The sequence below is a fragment of the Psychrobacter nivimaris genome, from assembly GCF_009812035.1.
Lineage (GTDB): Bacteria > Pseudomonadota > Gammaproteobacteria > Pseudomonadales > Moraxellaceae > Psychrobacter > Psychrobacter nivimaris.
The window spans coordinates 39,528-63,926 of the sequence record NZ_VZIZ01000026.1 but is presented as its reverse complement, the minus strand read 5'-3'; the positions used below and the strand labels follow the sequence as shown (position 1 = coordinate 63,926).

21 protein-coding genes and 1 other annotated feature are annotated in these 24,399 nt (G+C 41.8%); of the genes, 9 read left to right on the top strand and 12 right to left on the bottom strand.

Annotation, left to right across the window (positions count from 1 at the left end):
* The first annotated feature begins 284 nt into the window (after positions 1-284).
* Entirely contained in the window at positions 285-2,027 is a 1,743-nt protein-coding gene (locus FQV37_RS10775; protein WP_160022943.1) for an HNH endonuclease family protein, read from the top strand.
* A 327-nt stretch (positions 2,028-2,354) separates the two neighbouring features.
* On the opposite strand, the gene FQV37_RS10770 is transcribed toward FQV37_RS10775, so the two are convergent.
* Positions 2,355-3,574, bottom strand: a protein-coding gene (locus FQV37_RS10770) for an IS3 family transposase (protein ID WP_420877011.1) whose coding sequence is annotated in 2 segments (ribosomal slippage) — positions 2,355-3,298 and positions 3,298-3,574 — 1,221 coding nt in all. Because the reading frame shifts where the segments join, the coding sequence is not laid out codon by codon here.
* Positions 3,183-3,299: a sequence feature (AL1L pseudoknot), on the bottom strand. (Overlaps the previous gene by 117 nt.)
* Positions 3,575-3,656: 82 nt before the next feature.
* On the opposite strand from FQV37_RS10770, the gene FQV37_RS14260 reads away from it, so the two are divergent.
* From FQV37_RS14260 to FQV37_RS10745, 5 genes are all read left to right on the top strand, one after another.
* Positions 3,657-3,743: a DUF45 domain-containing protein gene (locus FQV37_RS14260; RefSeq protein ID WP_240990549.1), complete on the top strand. Its 87-nt coding sequence runs from the start codon at positions 3,657-3,659 to the stop codon at positions 3,741-3,743.
* A 526-nt stretch (positions 3,744-4,269) separates the two neighbouring features.
* Complete coding sequence (locus FQV37_RS10760) at positions 4,270-5,121, top strand: thermostable hemolysin (protein WP_025653052.1); 852 nt, start codon at positions 4,270-4,272, stop codon at positions 5,119-5,121.
* Between the two features lie 63 nt (positions 5,122-5,184).
* On the top strand, positions 5,185-6,837 hold the full coding sequence (locus FQV37_RS10755; RefSeq protein WP_160022939.1) for an AMP-binding protein: 1,653 nt from the start codon (positions 5,185-5,187) through the stop codon (positions 6,835-6,837).
* Between the two features lie 173 nt (positions 6,838-7,010).
* A complete protein-coding gene (locus tag FQV37_RS10750) occupies positions 7,011-7,967 on the top strand; it encodes a TauD/TfdA family dioxygenase (RefSeq protein WP_025653054.1) in 957 nt (318 codons plus the stop codon).
* Positions 7,968-8,044: 77 nt separating this feature from the next.
* Positions 8,045-8,899, top strand: coding sequence for an SDR family oxidoreductase (locus FQV37_RS10745; RefSeq protein WP_025653055.1), 855 nt, complete (start codon positions 8,045-8,047; stop codon positions 8,897-8,899).
* A 31-nt stretch (positions 8,900-8,930) separates the two neighbouring features.
* Here the strand turns inward: FQV37_RS10745 and FQV37_RS10740 are convergent, their stop codons facing one another.
* The 8 genes from FQV37_RS10740 to FQV37_RS10705 form a co-directional block, all read right to left on the bottom strand.
* Entirely contained in the window at positions 8,931-9,632 is a 702-nt protein-coding gene (locus FQV37_RS10740) for a VIT1/CCC1 transporter family protein (RefSeq protein WP_025653056.1), read from the bottom strand.
* A 136-nt stretch (positions 9,633-9,768) separates the two neighbouring features.
* Positions 9,769-10,452, bottom strand: coding sequence for a ferric reductase-like transmembrane domain-containing protein (locus FQV37_RS10735; RefSeq protein WP_025653057.1), 684 nt, complete (start codon positions 10,450-10,452; stop codon positions 9,769-9,771).
* A 63-nt stretch (positions 10,453-10,515) separates the two neighbouring features.
* Positions 10,516-11,625: an FAD:protein FMN transferase gene (locus FQV37_RS10730; RefSeq protein WP_160022937.1), complete on the bottom strand. Its 1,110-nt coding sequence runs from the start codon at positions 11,623-11,625 to the stop codon at positions 10,516-10,518.
* A 74-nt stretch (positions 11,626-11,699) separates the two neighbouring features.
* Positions 11,700-12,029, bottom strand: a complete 330-nt coding sequence (locus FQV37_RS10725; RefSeq protein ID WP_227502415.1) for a hypothetical protein — start codon at positions 12,027-12,029, stop codon at positions 11,700-11,702.
* Positions 12,019-12,576 (bottom strand): PepSY domain-containing protein, encoded by a 558-nt coding sequence (locus FQV37_RS10720; protein ID WP_160022935.1) that lies wholly within the window; start codon positions 12,574-12,576, stop codon positions 12,019-12,021. The genes FQV37_RS10725 and FQV37_RS10720 overlap by 11 nt, the downstream gene beginning before the upstream one ends.
* 89 nt (positions 12,577-12,665) lie before the next feature.
* Positions 12,666-14,207, bottom strand: coding sequence for an ATP-binding protein (locus tag FQV37_RS10715; protein WP_025653061.1), 1,542 nt, complete (start codon positions 14,205-14,207; stop codon positions 12,666-12,668).
* 49 nt (positions 14,208-14,256) lie between these two features.
* The gene (locus FQV37_RS10710; protein WP_025653062.1) at positions 14,257-14,928 is read right to left on the bottom strand and encodes a response regulator; all 672 of its coding nucleotides are present in this window, start codon (positions 14,926-14,928) and stop codon (positions 14,257-14,259) included.
* Between the two features lie 24 nt (positions 14,929-14,952).
* Positions 14,953-15,555, bottom strand: a complete 603-nt coding sequence (locus tag FQV37_RS10705; protein WP_160022933.1) for a cytochrome b/b6 domain-containing protein — start codon at positions 15,553-15,555, stop codon at positions 14,953-14,955.
* 541 nt (positions 15,556-16,096) lie between these two features.
* On the opposite strand from FQV37_RS10705, the gene FQV37_RS10700 reads away from it, so the two are divergent.
* Positions 16,097-17,127 (top strand): integrase core domain-containing protein gene (locus tag FQV37_RS10700; protein WP_167514317.1). Its coding sequence is split into 2 segments: positions 16,097-16,349 and positions 16,349-17,127, totalling 1,032 coding nucleotides; codons are not numbered across the junction.
* A 475-nt stretch (positions 17,128-17,602) separates the two neighbouring features.
* On the opposite strand, the gene FQV37_RS10695 is transcribed toward FQV37_RS10700, so the two are convergent.
* Together FQV37_RS10695 and FQV37_RS10690 are read right to left on the bottom strand one after the other, a co-directional pair.
* The gene (locus FQV37_RS10695) at positions 17,603-17,935 is read right to left on the bottom strand and encodes an aldo/keto reductase (RefSeq protein ID WP_240990720.1); all 333 of its coding nucleotides are present in this window, start codon (positions 17,933-17,935) and stop codon (positions 17,603-17,605) included.
* Between the two features lie 87 nt (positions 17,936-18,022).
* Positions 18,023-19,603, bottom strand: coding sequence for a BCCT family transporter (locus FQV37_RS10690; protein ID WP_160022931.1), 1,581 nt, complete (start codon positions 19,601-19,603; stop codon positions 18,023-18,025).
* A 986-nt stretch (positions 19,604-20,589) separates the two neighbouring features.
* Between FQV37_RS10690 and FQV37_RS10685 the strand changes: the two genes are divergently transcribed.
* Positions 20,590-20,895 carry a helix-turn-helix domain-containing protein gene (locus FQV37_RS10685; RefSeq protein ID WP_160022929.1) on the top strand — a complete coding sequence of 102 codons (306 nt, stop codon included), beginning with the start codon at positions 20,590-20,592 and terminating at the stop codon, positions 20,893-20,895.
* Positions 20,896-20,913: 18 nt separating this feature from the next.
* Positions 20,914-22,173: a type II toxin-antitoxin system HipA family toxin gene (locus FQV37_RS10680; RefSeq protein WP_160022927.1), complete on the top strand. Its 1,260-nt coding sequence runs from the start codon at positions 20,914-20,916 to the stop codon at positions 22,171-22,173.
* Between the two features lie 417 nt (positions 22,174-22,590).
* Here the strand turns inward: FQV37_RS10680 and FQV37_RS10675 are convergent, their stop codons facing one another.
* The gene (locus FQV37_RS10675; protein WP_160022925.1) at positions 22,591-24,273 is read right to left on the bottom strand and encodes an NAD-dependent malic enzyme; all 1,683 of its coding nucleotides are present in this window, start codon (positions 24,271-24,273) and stop codon (positions 22,591-22,593) included.
* Positions 24,274-24,399: the final 126 nt, after the last annotated feature.

Below are 24,399 nucleotides of genomic sequence, written 5' to 3'. Positions count from 1 at the left end.
ATCTAAATTGTTTTATGATATTCATCCAAAACATAACTCTTTTGTAGTGCAGTGACTATACTCTGAGCTTATTAATCATATATCTAAAGAATTACTTTACAACTATAGATAGCGACTATGATATGTCATGGTATACAGAACAAAACATTGAGTTTGAAAGCCGTCCGAAATCTACTCAGACGTTAGAGTTACTACTGAATGACAATCTAGAAACCTATGAGCACCTTCATGAAGCTAAGCTAAATCCCGCTATTATCAACGGCTATACGTCTATTAGAGAAGTAATGGAAAGTAAATTTATTTCCCCTAATAATGATAACCAACAACCCACTACAACCCTTCAAGAGTTTTGTGATTATCTATTTCAATATGTACAGATTGCTCGTGTACCTGTGCCTGACGAAACGGATTTAAATCATTATTTCGAAGTTATGAATAACCGAGGTGAGCAATTAGAGAAGCATGAAATTATTAAAGCACGTTTGTTGTCAGTCATTGAAAAGGCAAACGAAAGTGAGATAGCGCTTGCGGACAAACAACCAGTTAAAGCTTTGATTCATGATGTTTGGGAAGCCTGTGCCAATATGAATAAATACGTACAGTATGGCTTCAATACTACTTTACGCTTTAAGTTGTTTTCAGAGAATTTAACTCTTTTGCGGCCTAAAGATTTTGATGAACTGCTTAGGATATATAAAGACTCTGATAATCCTAACAATTCCCAGCCAGATAATGAACAGTATTCTGACTGTAACAATGATGCTCAAAACAATAAATTGAAGCCACTTCCTTCTCTTTTCCACATCCTTGAAAATGGTTTTGCCAGTCCACCTAACCCTAGCAATACCGCGGATAAAGAAGAAGATGACGGTAATAGTGAGACTTACTATAGCTTAGTGAATTTCTCAAGCTTTCTTTTACATGCTTTGAGAATCATGGTTAACGTGCAGTCCTCATATAAAAAAGACATCGCACTTGATGACAAACAGCTGCTAACCCAGTTTGAAACCTTTATCTTAAAACCATCCAACTTAGAAAATGCTCACACTTCAAATACTGAGCAAAGTATAGAAACTAACAATCAGATAACGCCTTTGTCTCAAGTAAAGACCTTTATATACTCATTACTTAAAAGCAAATTTATCTTTGATCACTTTATAATAAAGCGCAACACTCAAGACAGTAAAGGACAATGGACGCTTAATAAGCTAATCAAGAATGAAGATAAAAAAAACAGCTACTACAAAAATAGCTTTGAGACTGACACTGACAAACTAGTGATGTTGCAAAGTGCTTTTCATGTCTCAACTCCTACTACGAACTATAAGCACTGGCTTAATGCCGTTTTATATTATGCTTGTAAGCATTATAAACATGATGAAATGGGGCTTAATAGCGTAGCGTATCTTGACCATTTAGAAGAGATAGCTCGCGCCTTTATGTTAAAGCGTTATTTGACTGATGAACCTGATGATTATCATAAAATCATTTATCAAACCTCAGACTTCAATAAGCTATTGACTGAACATACCCATGACAACTTGAGTACTGATAATCTACGTATACAAATTAAGCAGTATCTCAGGTATGGCAATATCCGCAACATTTTTGTATTTAATTATTTAGATTATCTGCTTTGGTTAAACGGTAACTATCCTAAGTTTACCTTTACCGCTAGAAGCTCTGTAGAACACTTTTATCCACAAAATAAGCGAAACGACAGTATATTTTTGGAAGATAAAGACGCAAAAGATTCACTGTTGCACTCTTTTGGTAATTTATGTTTGATTAGCCATAGCCTTAATTCACGTGTGAGTAATGATATGCCTGATGTTAAGGTAAAGTATTTCTCACAAAATGGAAATATGCAAAGTGGGCAAATCGATAGCTTAAAGCTACTGAAAATGATTGATTGCATACAAGGTAAACCAGATGCGTGGGATAAAAAAATAATTGCTCAGCATGAAACTGAAATGTTAAATATTATGCTGCAAGGGCTAAATTTAGCAGGTGTATCTTATGAGTAACGTGGACGATATAGAAATATTCACTCAAAACCGTGTCATACGCTTTTTTACCGATACGCTAGGCTATCGCTATCTATGCAACTGGCAGTAAAAACATAGAGCGCGACACCTTGGAGCAATGGTTGAAAAAGTACGATTTTAGTATGCCCTGATCACACGTGCTATCAGTATCTTGAAAAAGGCAACCTTTTTAAGAAGTGGCATCAAGCTTGACCTCTGCTGTCAAATCTGTAGACATTAACTTGAGAGATTTTAATCAATAAATAGTCTGGTCTGGTCAGATCGATGTGAACCGCCCCGACTTTATCGGAGAGTGATTTACTTGAGTCAGGCAGCGATGCCTGACAGGGTTAAATTATCATAATACCGCTTTTCAAACTCAAAGGGTGACACATATCCAATCGTGCCATGTAAACGGGTTTTATTAAACCAGTCCACCCACTCAAGGGTTGCCAGTTCAACATCGTTCACACCAGTCCAGTTTTGCTTTAAATAATGAATCACCTCAGACTTATAAAGCCCGTTGACCGTTTCAGCCAGTGCATTGTCGTATGAATCACCTGTTGTACCAACAGAGGCAATCACACCGCAGTCAGCCATTTTATCAGTATAGCGAATGGATAAATACTGAACCCCTCGATCACTGTGATGAATCACATCTTTGGGATAGTTTCTATCTGCTATTGCTTGATTTAAAGCCGCCATCACCATATCGGTGTTCATACGATTAGATACCTTCCAACCAACGATAGCACGGGCAAACACATCAATAATAAAAGCGGTATAGACCCAGCCGCTTGTCGTCTTGATATAGGTAAAATCTGCAACCCACAGCTGGTTAGGACGATAAGCGCTAAAGTTACGATTGACTAAGTCATCAGCGCGCTTTTGGTCGTCACGGCTGTTGGTGGTAATCTTGCCTTTGCCACGCCAGACGCCTTGTAGGCCATACTGCTTCATTAATCGCTCTACGGTACACCGAGCAACCTTTAACCCCTCAGCTTTCATCTGCTGCCATACTTTACGCGCACCGTAACGGCATTTGCTGTCCTGCCAGATGCGTTTAATCTCGCTGATGTAAAAGTCGTCATGTTGACTGCGCAGTGAGCGTTTTTCAGGGTAGCTCTCCAAGTCTTTAGTACGGTGATAGGTTGATGGGGCAATCGGTAATACTCTACAGATCAGCTCGACCCCATAATTATTCTTATGATCGTCGATGAATTGAATCATGATTTTAGTCAGCGGTCGAGCTCCGCCTGGGCGAAAAAAGCGGCAGCCTTACGTATGATCTCATTGGCTTGCTTGAGCTCTCTGCATTCGCGTTCAAGCTCCTTGATGCGCTCTTTATCACTTTGCGCTTGCACCGATGCAGGAATAGTTTGATCGATGTGTTTTTTATGCCACGACCGCAGGGTTTCAGGCGTACAGCCAATCTTAGGGGCAATGGCTTGAATCGCTGACCATGTGGAGGGATAGTCGCCCAACGCTTCTATCAGCATGCGAACGGCGCGTTCTTTAATCTCAGGAGTGTAGGTTTGTCTTTTCATTGTCGTATTCTCTCAGAATGTTGAGTCTCCGACAATCTCGGGGCGGTTCAATGGGACTGTCTGTGGCTAGCAAGTACAAAAGATGAAAACTAAATGGGGTAGCTGCAATATCGAGCAATGGCGAATATTACTTAATCTTGAATTGGCTAAAAAGCCCTTCCCGGTTTAGAGTATATTATCGTGCATGAGTTATTACACTTTAAGGAACGATAGCACAACGATAGATTTAAAGCATTATTAGATACACACATATCTGACTGGAGATCGAGACGTGACTTACTTGATCGGTTGCCTGTAGGTCAAAATGACTGGCAACAGCGAGAGTAGTATCTTATTGTCTGATCAGATATATAGATTCGCTACTTTTAAGCTAGATATAGGCTGGCTTGAGATTTGTCAGATGCTAACCACCTCATTAGTGCGGTTATAAGAATATCAATATCATAAATTCATATACGATGTGACTGATTTTTATAGAAGTAAAAAAGGTTGCCAACACTATATTGTGCATAGTGTTAGTAACCTTTCTTTAATTGGTATTTTACTTAGTTGATGTGCTTAATATTGGGGTTTGTCAATACCGGGGTTTGATTGTTAAAAACGATACAACCTTAAGGTTCAGTTAAGGTTGCTCCTTTATCATGCTTCCATGATGTTAATCGTGCTAAAAGCTTTTAGCCATTTGGAGACAGCTGATGTCATTATCTATTGATAGCACTCATACCTTGCAGAATGTTCTAAATACGACCTTCTATATTGAAGCCGTTAAGCCAATGTCAATATTGGAGGTGCAAGGAATACCTTCATCCCTATATATACGCGCCAGCACTCAAATTCCAATAGCGACATCGCCTACTTCATATACTCAAAATCAAGATGCCCAAGCATTCATCAAACAAATATATGAGTACATCCATCACGCTAGATTAAGCTACTTTATGCCTATTTTGTTTTCAGGTTTTGCCGATATGCCATCCTATGGCGATTGGTTATCCGCTGACGATGATACTTTGCCCGCGTTTAAAGGCACGAGCGTTGCTATCGGTCTAAAACCTATCTGTGAAGATAAGATATTTTTAGAGCAGTATTTAAACACGCCAATACAAAATGAGATCAGTAGAGTAGCAGGCGAGCTAGTCAATCGTCAGCGCATTTTTGAGATTGGCAATTTAGCATCAGGTTGTGCTGGTAGCGCGCGGCTTATGATAGCATTTTTGGTGTTTTATTTATCTACCCCTACCCTGAATCCTACGACTCATGAATACCAAACCAAAGCAGACTGGGTAGTGTGTACTGGCACCGATGCTGTGCGACATATATTGGCGCATATGGGCATTCGCAGCCATGTTATTGCCAAGGCCACTGCAGAAGCGCTAGAAGACCCTGAGCAAGTATCATCATGGGGCCATTACTATCAGCACAACCCTTTGGTGGTCGCCATCAATGTGGCAGATGCTAAGCGGGTATGCGCCCCTCATTATCGCTATAACGAAACGTTAGAGATGAATTATGCCACTCGTTTGACGCTAAATAAGATAACCGTTTAATACTCATTCATTAGCTTACCATCAACCAATAACACTGCACCACTACAAGACAGTGAGAATAACATGAAACCCATTTATACCGCGATATGTGAGCATGCCCGTCAGTCACCTATGCAAGTGGCGATACAGACGATAGACAATGACAAAACGATCAGTCTGACTTATGGCCAGCTTCAACGCACGTTGTCGGTGCTCCATGAGACATTAGACATATGGCAAGGCAAGCGTGTCGCTTTATATACCCATAATGATATAGATTGGATCATACTCGATTTGGCATTGAGTACCGTCGGCGCGGTCGTTGTGCCAATCCCCTTATTCTTTAGTGCATCACAAATTGCGCACTTACTACAAGATGCGCAGATAGAGACGGTATATGTTGGAGCTAGTTTAACAATGCCAATCATAGACAATATGGATCATTGGGTGATCGCTGATACACCAGAGACAAAAGCCATTAAGTCTGAGCAGGCGACTCATATCAAAGGTAGCTTTTATCAACTTACTGACACTATCATTGACCCTAGCCTTACCTCTCAAAATTCCTCTACTGCCAACGATTTTTGCAAAGTGACTTACACCTCAGGCAGTACTGGTATGCCAAAAGGCGTATGTTTGGGTCAAGATACTTTGATGCGTATTGTTGAGTCGTTATCGGGTGCGCTAGCTGACACCTTGAAAAATGACGCTGCTAACACTTCAGAAGTTACCGAGACCACAAGCAAATTTAGTCATTTGAGCGTGTTGCCTTTTGCCACTTTGTTAGAAAACGTGGCAGGCGTCTACGTGAGCCTATACATGGGCCGTACTTTGGTGACAGGGCAAATTGATCAATTTGGTTTGCTATCCAATCAAGCCTTTGATGCCGAGCGGCTGATAAAAACCGTACGAACCCATGATATCGCCAGTGTTATTTTATTACCACAAATGCTAAAAGCCATTTGCGAGCAAATGGCAGCTAATGAAAAATCCCAAATTTGCACAAGCACTAGTGGCGAGTGTACGCCTAGTATTGCTTTGCCATCCTTAAGATTTATGGCAGTAGGCGGCGGCAAAGTTTCACCCAAATTATTACAAGATGCTAACACCTTAAACTTGCCTGTCTATGAGGGCTATGGCTTGTCTGAATGTGGCTCTGTGGTCAGTCTAAATACGCCTAAAGCAAAGCGCGCAGGCAGTGTGGGTAAACCTATGCCTCATGCATCGGTCAGCATCGCAGATAGTGGCGAGGTGATGGTCAAAGGCAATGCGATGCAAGGCTACCTAAACCATGATAATAGCAACGAAGACAATGGCATCATTGCCACAGGGGATATCGGTCATCTAGATGACGACGGCTATTTATACATCACGGGTCGACGCAAAAACGTGCTCATCAGTAGTTTTGGCCGCAATATCTCGCCTGAATGGGTAGAAGCGCAGCTCTCAACGCAGCCCATTATTTATCAGGTAGCGGTACTCGGAGATGGTGAGCCTCATCTATCTGCGGTGATAGTCGCCAACCCTAACGCGACATCAGCAGATAACAGTGATTTACAATCTGCTATCAAACAAGCACTAAATATCGTAAACCAAACCTTGCCTGACTATGCTCGTATCAAACAGTGGCATCTAGCCGAGCTACCTTTCAGCACTGACAATGGATTATTAACCGATAACGGTAAATTGCGACGACTACAAATTCTTGAGACTTATAAATCAGCACTCGGCTTATAACGGACACTCTCACCAGCAGCACAACAGACTCTATTACTAAGCTTTTAATAAAACATAGTAGGAAAAATGCCGTTGACCGTTTAGATAGTACATAAATAGACCAAACCTAAATAGATCAAAGCTAGCCGTTAGCCTACATATATTTTTACCACTTATCGTTATAGGACAGCATTATGCAAACCACTCTTATGCTAAATGATTTGATAAAAAGTGACGTTATCGAAATTGACACTCCTGAGGTACTAACCTCTCAAGTGTCTGCCAGCGTATCATTACCTAAGACCTCTGATATTTTAACGGCCTTAAAAACCCATGGTTGGATGTTACTTCGAGGTCATCACTACGATGTGGACACGTTTAGTCAGTTGATGAGTCAACTGTGTCAGACCTTAACCTATGATCCTGCCCGTCAAAACATCACTTCTGAAGCCCAAAAAGTGGACGCAGGTGCGCATGCTATTGGACTACATATCGAAAATGGCAATACGCCGATGCCACCTGATGTCATTGCCTTTTTTAGTGAGTTAAGCGCCAAAAAAGGCTCACAAACAACGATATGTGATGGATATGCTGTGTATCAAGCACTATCACCTGAGCTAAAAGCCACTTTTAGTCAGCCGATGCGTATCAGTCGCTATTTACCTCAAGCAATTTGGCAAAATTACGTGGCTACTGCGACCGGCAGAACAGATGCCGCTGATCAAATAAGCTTGGATGATTTAGATAAATTTATCGCTGCGACGACGAGCAAGACGTTAACGCATCATGTAGAGCCTCAGACAGATGGCGGCGTTCGGTACGTGTTACAGGTACCTGCTATCCGAGAGGACAACTTAAGCGGGCAGTTCGCCTTTGCAAACACATTACTTGGGCCATCATTTAACTATGAAAAACCTAAGTTCACCCTAGCGAATAGTCAAAGCGTTGATGATGAGCTAATAGCCAAGCTGACTCGAATCTGTGAAGTGCATACTCAAGAAATTGCGTGGCAAAATGGTGATGTGGTGATACTAGACAACAAACGCATCATGCATGGTCGTCGACAAATTGACGTGCCCTTAGCAGAGCGTAAGCTGTATATTGCGATGGGTCTTGGAATTAAGCATGGCATTAATCACTCAGACGATTAGCAACAGCGCATATCACTACAATCCGTGCTTCAATAATCCATGCTTTAATAATAATTGTTCAACAAGGATGCGATATCATGACACTACCTAATGGTCAATCAGCCCTAATACAGTCTACCCTGCAATACACCATACTAATTGGTGCCACGGGTGGTATCGGACAAGAGATCGCACGGCAATTATGTGCCAATAATCGACCGGTAATCTTGATCGGGCGTAACAATCAAACCTTGACGCATTTAGTGGATGAGTTGACCAAAGACTATCCTGATGTCCCGCTTCTGTCTCATACATGTGACTTAAGCTCGCAGGCGTCGCAATCGCTACTGTTAGAGGGGCTGGGTGAAATGACACAAGGCCATGGAAACGTCATTGATACTGTCATACTCAATGCAGGTATCAATGACTTTGCATTACTCACGGATCAAAGTGATGATACGATCGAACAGATGATGTTGGTCAATGTGGCGTATCCACTACAGCTCATAAAAAGACTACTGCCTATCTTGATAGCACAGCATAGTCCGAGCCAAATAATCAGTGTTGGCTCAACCTTTGGCAGTATTGGCTACCCAGGTTTTAGTGCTTATAGCGCTAGCAAGTTTGCCTTACGCGGCGCAAGTGAAGCGTTAGGCCGCGAGTATGCCGACACCTCAGTGAAGTTTCGATATTTTGCGCCTAGAGCCACCAAGACCACCATGAATAAAGACGCAGTCGTCGCCATGAATGAGGCATTGAAAGTGAAAATGGACTCGCCTAAGACCGTCGCAAAAGCGTTGATTCACTTTATATCAACCAAGCAGGCGCATCAGCATTTGGGGTTTCCCGAGCGTTTTTTTGCATGGCTCAATCGACTGTTTCCCAACATTGTTGGCAATGCCATTGTCAAAGACCTACCCACCATCAAACAATACGCTAAAAAAGGACAGTAACCAGTTAGGTTGTCATGGAGTGAGTATGTTGTTAAATGGCCACGCCAAATAAGCGGCCAATCAATGAGGTTGCTACCATAGCTAGTACCCCCCAAACTACTACTCTAGTAGTAGCAGGAACAACAGGCGCACCGCCCAAACGAGCAGAGATGATCCCAAGTAGCATTAAGCCTACTATCGTCAAAGAGGCCAGTGACCAAACCAGTGTTTCCGCTGGTAATAGTAGTATCCCAATGATCGGTAGTATCGCCCCCGCTATAAATGATAGTCCAGAGGCAACTGATGCATGAATAGGCTTCGCTTCACTAAGATCCGTTAAGCCTATCTCATCACGAGCATGAGCCTCCAGGGCATTGTGCTCAGTCAAGCTTACGGCCACTTGATGTGCCAAATCATGCTCAAGTCCCCGCGCTTCATAAATTTTTGTGAGCTCTATTAGCTCACGCTCAGCATTATGCGTCAGCTCATGTCTCTCTTTATCGAGATCCGCCTTTTCGGTATCCGCTTGTGATGAGACAGAAATATACTCGCCAGCCGCCATCGACAACGCACCTGCGGTCAACGCGGCCATGCCAGTCAACAGCAATGTCTGACTGCTTGGGCTGGCAGCCGCTACCCCAACCAATAAACTGGCTGTCGAAATCAAACCATCATTCGCACCCAGCACTGCTGCCCTCAACCAATGATTGCGATTGCTCAAATGTGCTTCGTCATGAATAGAATAATGATGCATAAAATCCTTAAAAGGTATAGACACGGATTGGTATATCCTAGTGTAGCTTATAATATCACTGCAGTTTATACCGCTTGATACTATAACGCTCCATACATAGTCATTTGAACGGTCAATCGAATTGCCAATTAAATAGTCACTTGACTTGTTTCATCATCAATAATCTATAGCTAGTCAATACAAAAACCAATGTCTGACTACTTGCATAAAATAACAGCAACGGTAATGCTCGACTGTCAGATCCCACCATAAACACATGGATGCTAATAAGCATATAAGCTGTAAAGGTCAAAAAGTGTAGCCATCGCCACACTGATTGACCAATATACTTCTTAATATAGAAACTGAATGCACAGATAAATAACAGCCAAAACCCCATCTGTCCCAATGCCACGCCCACCCGATCAGTCTGGAAACCAAAAGGTACTAAAATCTGCCATATATGCAGATTTAGATAGTTATCCGCCAATAAAATACCAGCATGAAAAGCGGCAAAGCCTACCGCTATCAGACTTAAATACTGATGCAAGGCAAATACCCTAGCCGCATTAAAATGCTTTCCTAAGCGTGTACTCAGTAATAAACCAAAAACCACTGCCAGCCAAAATAAAGCATAAGCAATCACACCACTTGCCCGTGATAAATACCAAAAATGCTTATCTGTGGCGGTCAGTAGTTGTGAGACCGTCTCTCCCCACATCAATAGCATGTAGCTGCCGACTCCGATGGCAATACTCAAAATCAATACAATCCACATAACCTGAACAAGAAGCGACGTATTAGAAGTAGCCTGGCTGTGAGTAAGATTGTCTGTATGCATGACGATACTCCTATGAATGCATCTACTTAATATATTGGTATCTGGCGTATAGAGCGTGAGTCGTTAGACGGCAACCAAGTTGGGCTCACTCAAATTTGGCTCAATAGCAATGGACGATATCACGTTGTTATTCGTATCAATTAAGAGCGCCGCAATATGATGCTGGTTCAGCCATGTTATTGCTTCTGTAACGCCGAGGAGCACACAATATTTTGCGTATACCTCTGCTGTTACAGTATCCGCAGCCATGACCGTTGCTGTCAGGACATCACTGATAGCCGGACGGGAATAATGAGGGTGAATTAAATGATGCTGCCAACGACCTTTATGCCACCAGCGCCGATAATCTTGCCCAGAAGTGGCGACAGCACCAGATCTCAAAGTAAGAATTGCGACATCTTGGTCGTTTTGCATATGCTCGCCATTAGCACAGTAAGGTTTAGCAATTGCCACGCCCCAAACAATTGGACTGTCTATTGCATTATCTAGGGCTTGGCTTCTTGGGACACCGATTGCTATATCACCGCCCATATCTACCAAACAAGGGAGTTGCCAGTCATGACTTCGACTAATCTGCTCAGCTAATTGCATGGCACACCAGCCTTTGACATAACCATTCAAATCAAGTGCTATTCCAGCGGGCAGGTAGATCTGATGCTGACCATCAACCAATCGGCGACACTGAATACTGTCTATTTGCTGATTAGGATTGTTAGCATTGGGTTGAGCTTGTAAGTATGTGGCGGCATTTGAGCCAGAGTTTGAGGTAATTACGGGTATAGATGGCGTAGACATTTTTGGCAAGGTTTCAAATGACTGCCTATAACCAGCAGCCCAGAGCGGTTTGAGTAAGGTTGGGGTTATGAGACCTTGAGTTTCTACAACAAAATATATGGCGCGACCTAAGACCTCAAACAACTCTGCACTTACCTCCCTCCATTGGTCGGTATGATTATTAAGTCTCATGAGCTCACTGGTTTCATCGAAACGACTAAATATATGCTCCCAGCGTGCTAAACGCTGCTGAGTTTCACTTTTTAACAAAGAAATTTGGTGATCTATTATTTCCTGCGAGTGCTGTGTGCCAATCTTGGTAATGTTTAACGTTATTTGAATGTGGCAACCCATCGCCGCCAGTTTCAGAGTCGCCAATTTTGTCGTGTTCTTACTCATCAGAAGACTCCATTTTTTGCGATAGGGTATAAGCTCAATAATTACTCATCTTTGCTTATTTATTGATTTGCTGGTTATTGAGAAGAACGCGTACGGGCGACGACTGTTATTGCCTCTACAGGAGCAGCTTCATTGACCTGCCTCAGCTGTGTGATGTCAACAATGGGTATTGATGCAGCAGCTAGCTCACCACTCCCAGAATCTGTAGTATTTACAGTGACGGCGCTCACAGATGGGCTGTCTGTCTCTTGATTGAGCAAAAATAACCATCCACCCATCGTGCCTGCAATCGATGCAATCATGATACTGCTTTTAAGAAAGGCGAACGGATCAGCTTTTTTACTCGTCTTATTAGCAGGTTTCTTTGGAGTTGCTTGGGCCGTTGATTGTGTATTAGTCATCATAATCATCTTCCTCCTCATGGTGTTTGTAGCTCGTTGCGATTAGATGATCACTCTTTTTGTAATCCTCGTCACGGTATTTGCCGACTTTTTCATTTTCGTCCCTGTCGTCATCATGATGCTCATCTCGATCATCTTCATCGTAGTCTTCATAAAAATTCTCAACACGATAATTATTGGTCGCTACCGGATTTAGAACCGTGCCTAAATTGGCGTCAATATAAGTGGCGCTATTATCTAATAGCACTTCATAAGCGACCTTACCGTTATAGTTGATGAGCTCTGGATTGGCCTGCAATATCGCATTGGGTGCGTCTTGTTTTGCCAGTGCTGTCGCTTGCGCAGGGCTAAGCGCAGCAAGAGGTAACTGCTGCACCGATGAGGATGAGGCGTTAGGTGTGATGTCAGTATTTTGAGTGATAGGATCAGCTACTGATAAAGTACTAGCAGGTTCGGGAGACTGCACGGCTAAGGCAATAACCCCACCAAAGAATACTAAGGAAGTCGCACCGACAGTTAATAATAGTGGTCTTAAGAGAGGTAGGCTCACAGGTTGTACTCCATATAATGTTATTAGGGAATACGAGTAGCATACGCACTGAATATTAACTCAAACTTAAGACAGTATGATTTATTTTTTTACAACGGTTTTGAGAGTGGGCTTTTACTTTTAACTGTTACCACAAAGCCTGTTTCTGGTTGAGAGCGGTTGGCAAACGCTAAGGTGAGGTTGTGCAGCTCGGCGATTCGATTGGCGATTGACAGTCCTAGCCCACTACCTAGTTGGGTTTGACCTGCTGGACGGTAGAAGCGTTCGCTCAGGCGCGCTAGCTGCTCTGGGTCTGCACCCAAGCCATTATCCACCACTTTAATATTATCAACATCTAACTGCAGTTCAATCAGACAGCCCTCTGGGCAATAGCGGATGGCATTGTCTAGTAAATTGCGGATTAATAGCTTAAATAATACTGGATTGATAAGAATGGGCAAAATATCGGCAGGATTGTCACAGTGTACGGTGCGTTTTAATTGAATGTGTTTTTCACGAGCCAAGCGGTTGACATCACTCAGTACAGAATCTGTGAGCATCAGCCAGTCTGGATGCTCTAATTGCTCAGGAGGCAACTGCTGTTGCGGCTCTATCTTGGCTAAAACCAATAATTGATCGACCAAATGGGTCGCACGCTCAATGCCATCGCTAATCTTTTGTGTGTGATAAAACAACTGATTGTCGTTTTCTATGCCAGACAGTTGTAATAGCTGCTGCTGTAACAAGTCTGCTTGTAGTTTGAGCGCAGCCAGTGGACTACGCAGCTCATGAGAAGCATCAGCGGTAAAGCGTTGTTCACGTGCCAAGGTATCTGCCACTTTTATAAACAAAACGTTTAAAGCGGTCACCAAAGGCTGAATCTCTTTTGGTACGTCTGCTGTGATAGGACTATCATCTTGCAGCTTGCGCTGTTCCACCTCGGCACTGATTTGGCTTAACGGCATCAGTCCGTGTCGTATCAATCCGATAGCCAAAATCATGAAGGAAAATAGCCCAATCAACATAGGCAACACTTGCACAGACATTGCTTCGACAATCATTTCTCGGCGAGAATCAAGGTTTTGACCAACAGCGATCACTCGGCCTTCATGCGTGTCATCGTAGCCATTGTCACCATTATAGTCATCATGCGCATAAAATAACCGCCAGCGTTTGCTAAAAGGGTTTAGGCGCTGATAAGCAGAGTTATATTCTTCTAAAAAACCACGCTGGTCTGGCAGAAAAGAAAATGACTGACCATTTTCATCAGCCACTAATAGATGTCCTTCTTTATCCCAAATGGCAAAGCCCATATAGTCATCTTCAGCATCACCCAGGTCACCTGACAGCTCTTTACTTTTTAAATTATATATTTTGGCAGCGGGCTTTTCGCTCTTTTCTCTATGATGCTCTCCTTTACCTTCCTCTTGGTCGCTGTCTTCTTGTTCTCCAGTTTTTGGATCCCCATCTTGTGAATCACTGTCATCAGCAGATACGCCCATCAAATATCGAACCACTTGAGTGATTTGCGTGTCATTCATCTCATTAATTTCATGCCATAACCGCCAAGCAATAAAGCTCGATGTGATAAGCCATAGTAAGGGTAGACCAATGAGTAAAGAGATTAACAGCCGCTGCTGGATACTTTTCATAAGCTCACATGTTGCTCATATATTAAAAGCCAAATTGAACATAAACACTTTAATGGCTATGTGCTGGATTGAGATAGTAGCCGATGCCGCGTTTGGTTAAAATAAAATCATTGCCCAGTTTTTTGCGTAAATGATGGATATGCACTTCAATAGCATTACTCTCAATATCCTGTTGCCAACCATAGAGCTTGTCCTCTAAGCTGGCTCGACTATGAATCTGTTTAGGATGAGTTAGCATTTGCTCTAGTATGGCCACTTCTTTGATGGTTAGCTCAATGACTTGACCTTGATAAGAGACTTGGTGATTGTGAGGCCAATAAGCGACTTCACCATAACGAATCTCAGGTTGGCTCCGTCCCTGACTACGCCGTATCAATGCTTGCAGACGGGCAACCACTTCATCTAGTGCAAATGGCTTGACTAGATAATCATCTGCGCCTGCATTGAGTCCAGCCACGCGATTGGCAATCGCGTCACGAGCCGTAATAATCAACACCGGTGTGTCTAGCTGTTTATAGCGCCAATTTTGTAGCACAGTCATACCATCACCTTTTGGCAACGTCAGATCGAGCAACACCGCATCAAACATATCCTCTTGCAGTGCCATTTCACCTTGCCTAGCATCACTAAACCAATCGACCATCATGCCATGGCTTTTTAGCCCGACAACAATACCTTCAGCAATATTGCTATCGTCTTCTATTAATAGTATGCGTGCCATGACTGTCCTGTTTCGTTGATTATTTTATCTTGGGCGACGCGTCGTTACCGTTTTATTACCGGTTATCATCGACTTAATCAGATTTTGCCGTTCCCAATAACTCATGACAATCGCAGAGATAATGTGTAACGGGACAAGTGAGTATAAACTATTGGCAAGTATTTCATGAATTTCTTCAAGGATGTCTTTACTACCGAAAATTCTTGCCTCCATCAAATAACCACTCACGCCTAACCCTATAATCACGGCCCATAACAATAGCATCATAATGGCAGCCAATGGGTTATGACCAAGATGCTGCTCATCCATACGGCGAGCACTTAAATCAGATAGGTGACGTTTAATACGAGACGATGTAGGAAAAAAGTCACTGAAGCGTGCATAGCGAGTGCCAACTAAACCCCAAAGCAAACGTACAACCACTAACCCTACCACGGTATAACCGACATATTGATGCAGCTCACTGCCTTCTTCGGTAAAAAGCAAATTAGCAGTGATACCAGCCGCGACGGCCCAGTGAGTCACTCTTACCAAAATATCCCAAACTCGTACTTGTCTGGTTTTAGGAATGTTTGATAACAATATATCAGACTCGTGTGTCGGATTCGTTGTACTGTTTTGGTCCATGGTCATCACTCCCTTAATAGTTCGTTTATTTTTTGACGATATAATTGCTAGACATCAAACCTAGGCGAGATACCGCTAGTAGGCTAGACGTTACATCATCTGCTCTACTGCTATTACAACAAACAAACCTTAAGGCTAGCTTAGGAAGCTAAAAACCAAACACTCATATAGTGAGTAACATGTCATGACATTTCTAGGTGGTGATAAAAAATACCGTTTAAAATACCGTTGCTAGCAACATTATTTTTTAAACGGCACAATATTAGAATAAAAGCTGAGACGAATCCAATAATTAATTTATCGTAGTTCGCCTTTAAAGCGTTTACGCACCTGATGCAAGTACAGAGCCGGTGCGACTCGCTACAGTAAGCTGCCAAGGTGCGAAACAGGTTCAGGCAATATCCAGCGTTTGCGTCGCTGCAAACCTTGATCGATCCGTTCGGCCATCCCTTCAGTACTGCGCATACTCCGGCAATCCTCCCGATAAATAAGAACGCTTAGAAATAGAGATTAACTGCTAAACTATCAGCAGAAGAACCCTATGAAAAAGATCCGCTTTAGCGACAACCAAATCGTCAACATCTTAAAGCAAGCAGAGCAAGGTGTCCCTATCACTGAGCTATGCCGTGACCACAATATTGGACAAAGCACCCTTTATAACTGGCGTTCTAAATACGGCGGTATGGATGCCTCTTTAATCTCACGTCTTAAAGAGCTTGAAATTGAGAACGCTCGACTAAAGAAGATGTATGCCGATGAATGTCTTAAATCTGACATATTACAGAATGTCATGTCAAAAAAATGGTAGCGCCATCAAGGCGCCGTGAGATGGCTTGTCACTACCTTGAAGAGCGTTTTATTAGCATACGCAGGGCTTGCCATATCTTTAACATCAGCGTCACTTGCTACTATCATAAGTCAGTTGCCTCTGATGAAAACAAGCTAATAGCGGATTTATTAATAGATCTGACGCAGAAGAATAAGAATTGGGGCTTTGGATTATGCTTTTTAAGTCTGTATAACTTTCTGGGGTTGCCCTACAACCACAAACGCGTCGTGTATCGCATCTACTGCGATCTTGAATTGAACCTTAGAATCAAGCCCAAGCGCCGTATTAAACGTGACAAACCCATACCTCTAGCAGTACCTGATAGTATCAATCAAAGCTGGAGCATGGACTTTATGCCTGATGCGCTAACCGTTGAGATTGACTTTTCACTACCTGCTCAAAGAGTGATACGCGGTCTGAATCAGCTGATTGAATATCGAGGCAAGCCTGATCAAGTGAGATGTGACAACGGTCCTGAGTACATTAGTAATGCACTCAAAGACTGGGCACTAGAGCAAGATATTGCTATCAGATATATTGAGCCTGGTCATCCACAGCAAAATGCTTATGTAGAGCGCTATAATAGAACGATGCGGTATGATTGGTTAAACCAAGAGCTGTTTACTACTTTAGCTCAAGTCAGAGAACAAGCAGAACACTGGTTGTACCACTACAATAACGAGCGCCCGAACATGGGCAATGGCGGCTTTACGCCAATGCAGAAACTATTTCACGCAGCTTAATTCTATTAGATTAGTGTCTTAGGTTTGGGTGGGTTACCACTTGAATTAAACTTGGAATAGGTATGCCAATAACTAGTTCTGAATGAGCTGGTTCAGGCATTTCTGTTATTCGTGATGTTGAGGCATATTTATTTGATATAAGGCAAGGTACGGTAAAACGTACTATTTAGGCTTGGAAAACTATGGCTGCACCTAAGGTCTATTCATCATCGGATTACTCAGACAGTTGATTAAAAACCTACTCCTACACTAAATATTTGTATTTTTGATCTGTTTCTCAGCGACTGCAATGTACTAGCCAGAACATAACTGCTTAGGTGATGATGACTTCGCTATCGAGGGACTGAAAATCTGATTATAATGAACGTATAAACTTACTTTTAAATATTAAAAACATAAAAAAAGGTTGCCAATGCTATACCAAATATAGCCTCGGTAACCTTTTTTAATTTGGCATTTTACTTAGGTGATATTGTTAATATTGGGGTTTGAAAATGTTTTTTCGTGAATGCCCTTGTGCATTGATGTCATTGTTCATGGCATATCCCACTTTAGTGGTGATAACCAAGTCATCTCTACGAGCGATACGGCGCAATACATTACACACGACCTCTTCACCAGCGCCAAGAGAGTAAAAGTCGGCTAAATCGATGAAGTTAACACCCATATCGAGCGCATGTGCAATGATCGGCTCACTTTCTTTTTCGTTAAAGATCCAAGGTTTCCATTCTTTTGAACCCATATTCATGGTGCCAAGACAAAGGCGAGATACTTTTAGGCCAGACTGTCCGAGTTTGACGTATTGCATGTTTAATCCTTAAAGGTAGTCGTAGATATAGTTCTACTAGATAGTATGGTTACCGCATTTTTGAACGTGTTTTTACTGCCACTCTTTTTACGTTATTGAGCGTGAAGGCTCACTAGTTTTCCTTACGTCAGTTGATAGCGTTGGCTTTAACTCAACAATATCCCCATTAATCTCAACCCTACGGGCCAGCTTCAAGAATGAAAGGCCTGCACCCAGTACAATCAACATGCCGGGTACACCGGACAAATTGAACAACATCTTGATGGCATCAGTACCGATAAAGCTCGCACTTATCCAAGCGACAAAGGCCACGGCACAGCCCCAAATCGTTTTTACCCATATAGGAGACGTAAGGTTTTCTGCATCAACGCCTTGGATACACAGACCTCCAATCGCATCGGTCGTCGAATCGGCCGCTGTCACAAAGGTGATAAAGCAGGCAAATATGAATAGCGCGCTGAGTATAGTGCTACCAGGTAACTGATCGAACAGCACATAAATCACCGAAGCAAAACCATTGTCTTGGTAAGCTTGGTACATAATGCCGCCCATGGTGGTATCAAAGAACAATGAAAAACCGCTGAATATACTGAACCATACAAAGCCGAAAGCAGATGGCAACAGCAGATTGACCATGATGAACTGACGAACGGTATAGCCACGGGCAATTTTTCCAAGAAACAGACAGCTTAGTGGCGCCCAAGCAAACCAACTGGCAAAGAAAGCCACTGTCCACCAACCTGGCCATGGGTCATTGCCAGAAGCGCCTGTTACTAAGTTGCGTGCGAAAAAGTCAGAAAGATAAACCCCTAGCGACTCAACACCCAGCGACAAGATAAAGGTAGTAGGACCCACAATAAATATGAATATAGCGCCTACAAAGTAGAGCCAAGTGTTGATTCGAGCAAGGTTTTGGATACCACGGTGCAGTCCAGACGCAGCAGATATAAGCGCAGCCCCTATAATGACGATAGCGATAATTGCATACCCAGTGGTACTTTTCTGAATGCCTAGTACAGACTCCATGCCATCGCTTATCACCAATAGCCCAGAAGTCAATGTGGCAGACATACCCAGTACGACAGCAAATAGCGCTAAACCATCAACTATCTGACCACCAACACCATCAACCCAGCGCCCTAAAATTGGACGTAACATCGAACCAATAGAAAATGGTAACTTAAGATTATGGAATGCTAAGGCAAATGCCAAACCAGCAACCGTATAAATTGAATAAGGGGTAATCGTCCAATGTACAAAGATAGTAGACATCGAAAAGCGCATCGCTTCAGGGCTTTCAGGGATTATGCCTAAATATGCGGGGGGCTCATGATAGTGTAGAACTGGTTCGGCAACAGACCAAAATAGAATACCCATTGCAATAACTGTGGTTAGCGACACGGCAAACCAACGAAATGGGGTCAGCATTTGAGAGGCGTTTTCGCCGCCAATACGTACCCGCCCGATTGGGGCAAAAAAGGCGTACGCTGCGATAAACACCATGAATAAAGCACTAAGGTTGAATAACCAAGAAAGGTTAGTCATGATTATCGTGTTTAGGCTTGATGTGCCCGTGATAAAATTTTGTTTATCAATGAGTGTGTAAGCGACGGTTAATACCAAGCAAACAAATGCGGGCCAAAAAGTCACTGGTCGTAATTTTGCCATACAAACTTCCTTGTTATGGTTCTGATTACGGTCAAGATTACTCCAAATCACAGACCATTGGAAAATGATATAAAGTCTGTCAACCATGACTAAAAGTAATGCCACAAAATATTAGGATATTTGTTAAGAGAGAGGTTCGCTTTAAGATGAGTATTAATAGATATGAAAATTGCCCAAAATTATGTTTCATAGCTTGTCACTATTAATTTTTTGGCCAGAGATGTATTAAGTAGTATTTATGAAAGAGGTTACTGGAAAGTAAATAGCTGTAGAGTAATTATTCTCAAATATCAAAATCGTAGTGATGTCATAGTTAAATACAATACAGTAATTATAAATATACTAAGCTAGATGGCTCAACCTCTTGTTACCGACCTCTGCTGTCGAATCCGTAGACATTAAATTTAGGGGTTATAATTTTAACGAATTTTCTATTTACTGTTTATTTTTATTAGGGGATAGCTTTAAAATTAATATCGATAGCAAAGAATTACTCAATGCTAGAGTAGACCAAATATTAATCTAAACTATAACTTGTTGGGTGATAAACACCTCAATATTATGGTGTCCAAAATATAATTAACCTATCCCTTACCATGGAATTCTTTTACTCTAATGATTCGAAAATCACCTAAATGCTATTGTTTATATAGTGCAGAAGACTGATGTATAAAATCCACTTTTCTTAGGTGATGTTGTTAATATTGGGGTTTGACGGCAGGGGTCACTCAGGCGTAAGCGCATTGGCATTGATACAAACGCTGATAATACTAACCGTTAAAAAGCTTAAAGTGTGGCCAGCTATATTGGTTCTCGAAATACTTGTATATATAAGTCCACTTTTTTATAGTGAAAGGATTATGTAAAGAACAGGTACTTATTGCAAGTATTTTTTCTAATTATTAGCTTTATAAAAACAAGAATTCATATTTGAATGACTAAGTGCTAAAATAGTATTTTAACACTCTTATATGAATGATTATATTATGAACATAAGATTTGATTTTTATACGCCAAGTGAAATTTCTCAGATTTTAGGTGAACGCTTAAAAACGCAGAGACTGGCATTAAACTTAACACAAGCCGCTTTAGCAGATAAGGCTGGTACTGGCATCAGTACTGTTGCTCGTATTGAGTCTGGTCAGGGCGGTACACTAGACAATATAATCAGGCTCGCTATGGCTCTTGGCATGGTAAATCACTTTTCTGAATTATTTGATGTAGTGCCTACCAATATAGAAGATGTTATCGCTAAACAAAATCCACGCTTGCGCGCCTCAAATAAAAGCTGATATAAGGTAGCCACCTCAATGTATCAACCGATATCAATTATCAATATTTACTACCAAGGATTCGGAGACAAACGTCTTATCGGTAAATTAACGATGGATGGACGACGCCCTACCTTTGGCTATGATGCGGCGTGGCTGACTGATGGACTGGAGTTATCACCAATTGAGATGCCCTTACGATCAGCACCTTATTATGGTACTCATGCGTCGAGCCATTACCTATGCGGATTATTATCAGACAGCTTACCTGATGGTTGGGGAATGCTGCTCATGGATAGGTTCTTTCGAAAAACAATGTCTCATGCTACGTCAATCAATGTTTTAGATCGCCTCGCTTATATTGGTAATTCAGCAATGGGAGCACTTAGTTTTGAGCCACAACAAGATTTATCAGGCGCTGATATCGATATTAATGATTTTACTTTAGCCAAACTGGCCGCTGCCAATCAATCGATTTTATCCGGACAAGATAGCAACATACTGGCTGAGCTCATCGTTATCGGCGGCTCACCACAAGGTGCAAGACCAAAAGCACTTGTCCTATATGATGAGGCAACCGAGTTTATTACTACGGACTTAAAAAGCGAACAGCCATCCGCAGCGCCGTGGCTGATTAAGTTTCCTGCCCAATCTGAGCATAAAAGCGTTTGCCTATTAGAGTCAATTTATGCTGATATGGCTAAGCAAGCAGGCCTAAACATGCCTGCGCATCATTATTTTGATATCGGTGAAAAACATGCTGCTTTTGGGGTTGAGCGTTTTGACCGTATGGACAATCAACGCGTTCATACTCATACGCTGGCAGGTTTATTAGACATTGATTTTCGCATCCCATCATTAGATTATCTGCAGTATTTACGCTGCGTGCGTATGTTGACCCAATCACAAGTTGCTGTAGAAGAGGGTTTTAGACATGCTGTATTTAATGTCATCTTTAACAATAAAGACGATCATAGCAAGAACTTCTCTTTTATGATGGACAAGGCTGGCAGGTGGTCATTGTCGCCTGTCTATGATCTCGTTTATAACTCAGGTATGAACGGTTATCATCAAATGGATGTGACTGGTGAAGCTCAATACCCTACCCGATCTCACTTATTAAAGTTGGCTAAACTTGCTGATATTAAGCAAAAAAAGGCACAAGCTATTATTGATCAGGTAGCATCAGTTGCTGAGGACTTTTTGACTGTTATTAAAGATCATAACATTGAGAAAGAATTATCGAATCAGGTCATTCATGATATAAAAGCCAATCTCAATCGGATGGCAAATCAATAGACCTTAAGAAGTTGTTAAATTTGTTGTTAAAAATAAATACTTAACTACCTTATCCCTTAATAATAAAGGATTATGCTAAGTTAGTCGTTGCGTGGTGGGCGCACCAGTTAAGATATGAGTAGTACCGATTAAACCCTTGTAAGCCATACGCTGCAAGGGTTTTTTATTGCGTGTCTATAATACACCCTAACCTTCCATACCTTAATGATAAAGGTATCGACTAACACTTCTTAGAATACCTTTAAAATATCTGAAATTATCAAGGCGTTGACTAACTCACCACCAAAACAAGCGACCATACAGACGCTATAGTTTTATATTAATGCACAGATAAAAAAATCACCCTAACTGTTCAAGTTAAGGTGATTTTTTATAGTGTTTGCAATATCGATAATAGCTAACTATCTAATCTCTAACCTAAAAAGAAGTACGGCGATAGTTACGATACTCAGGTAACCAAAAGTTCGCTTTTAATCGGCGTTGTAAATTCTCCGATGTGATAGGTAGTGCTAGCTTGTCTTGAGCCGCTTGCAATGCCACTGCATACGCTATTTTTTCACTGATCTCTCTGATAACTTTGATCGGCGGTAAGATGGCACCAGGTGCTTTTTCGTATTCCATTGATATATCTGCAAGAGCTTGGCTTGCTGCCGTTAGCATATTATCGCTGATACCTGTCGCACGTGCTGCTAAAACACCTAGACCAATGCCAGGGAAAATATAGCTGTTATTACACTGAGAAACCTCAAACGACTGACCGTTATAAGTGGTATGAGGAAAAGGACTACCCGTTGCGATAATTGCCTTGCCTTTACTCCAATTAGTCACTTCTTGCGGCGTTGCTTCCACGCGAGACGTTGGGTTTGAAAGCGGTAGTACAATTGGGTGCTCAGTATTAGCACATAGCGATTCGATCACTTCTTGGGTGAACAGACCTTTTTGTCCGCTAACACCAAATAATACGGTAATTTTTGCTTGTTTAACTACTTGCGCTAAGCCGAGTTTCTTACTTTTGTCCCAGCTTGCAATAGCTGATTCTTTTTGTACTAACGGTTCTTGGAATTTTTGCAGTTCTGTCATGCCATCTGTCAATAAGCCATAGCGATCAACCATAAATACTTGACTACGAGCTTGCTCTTCAGTCAATCCTTCACGCTGCATTTGGCGAATAATATGCTCAGCAATACCGCAACCTGCAGATCCTGCGCCTAAAAATGCGATATTCTGTTGGCTAAGTTTTTGACCTTTGTTTAGACACGCTGCAATCAGAGTACCAACCGATACCGCAGCAGTCCCTTGAATATCATCATTAAAGCAGCATAGCTGATCACGATATTTATTCAATAATGGTGTCGCGTTTTCCTGAGCAAAATCTTCAAATTGCAATAACACTTCTGGCCAACGGCGCTTAACAGCTTGAATAAATAAGTCCACAAATTCATTATATTCATCGCCAGAAATGCGCGGATTTCTCCAGCCCATATACATAGGATCGTCAAGCAACTGTTGGTTATTGGTGCCGACATCCAGCAAAATAGGTAGACAGTAAGCTGGGCTAATACCACCACAAGCCGTGTATAAAGACAACTTACCGATTGGAATTCCCATACCGCCAATACCTTGATCTCCTAGCCCCAATATACGTTCACCGTCAGTAACAACGATCACTTTGACGTTTTGTTTGGTGGCATTTTGTAGCATATCGTCGATTTTGTGACGCTCAGGATATGAGATAAACAAACCACGTTTACGACGATAAATTTGCGAGAATTTTTCACACGCCTGACCAACGGTTGGGGTATAAATGAGCGGCATGACTTCTTCGATATGCTGCTCAATTAGATGATGAAATAAGGTTTCATTGGTATCTTGGATGTTACGCAAGTAAATATGCTTATCCATCGCATCAGTGAATGAGCTTAGTTGATGATAAGCACGTAATGATTGCTCCTCAATCGTTTCAATATTATGAGGTAATAGCCCCGTTAAATTAAAACTACTACGTTCTTCTGATGAAAAAGCACTACCTTTATTCAATAAAGGTGTCTCTAAAAGAGCGGGTCCAGCAACAGGAATATATAAAGGACGCTTGTTTGACATAATGTAATCTTCTTATTAAAGGCATATGAGTGAAAGCCATACTAAGTGAAAGCTATGCTAGTGCTGCATTATACATAGCATCGACTGGTATTTAACAATAGATAACAAAATCATTTTGAATAAATA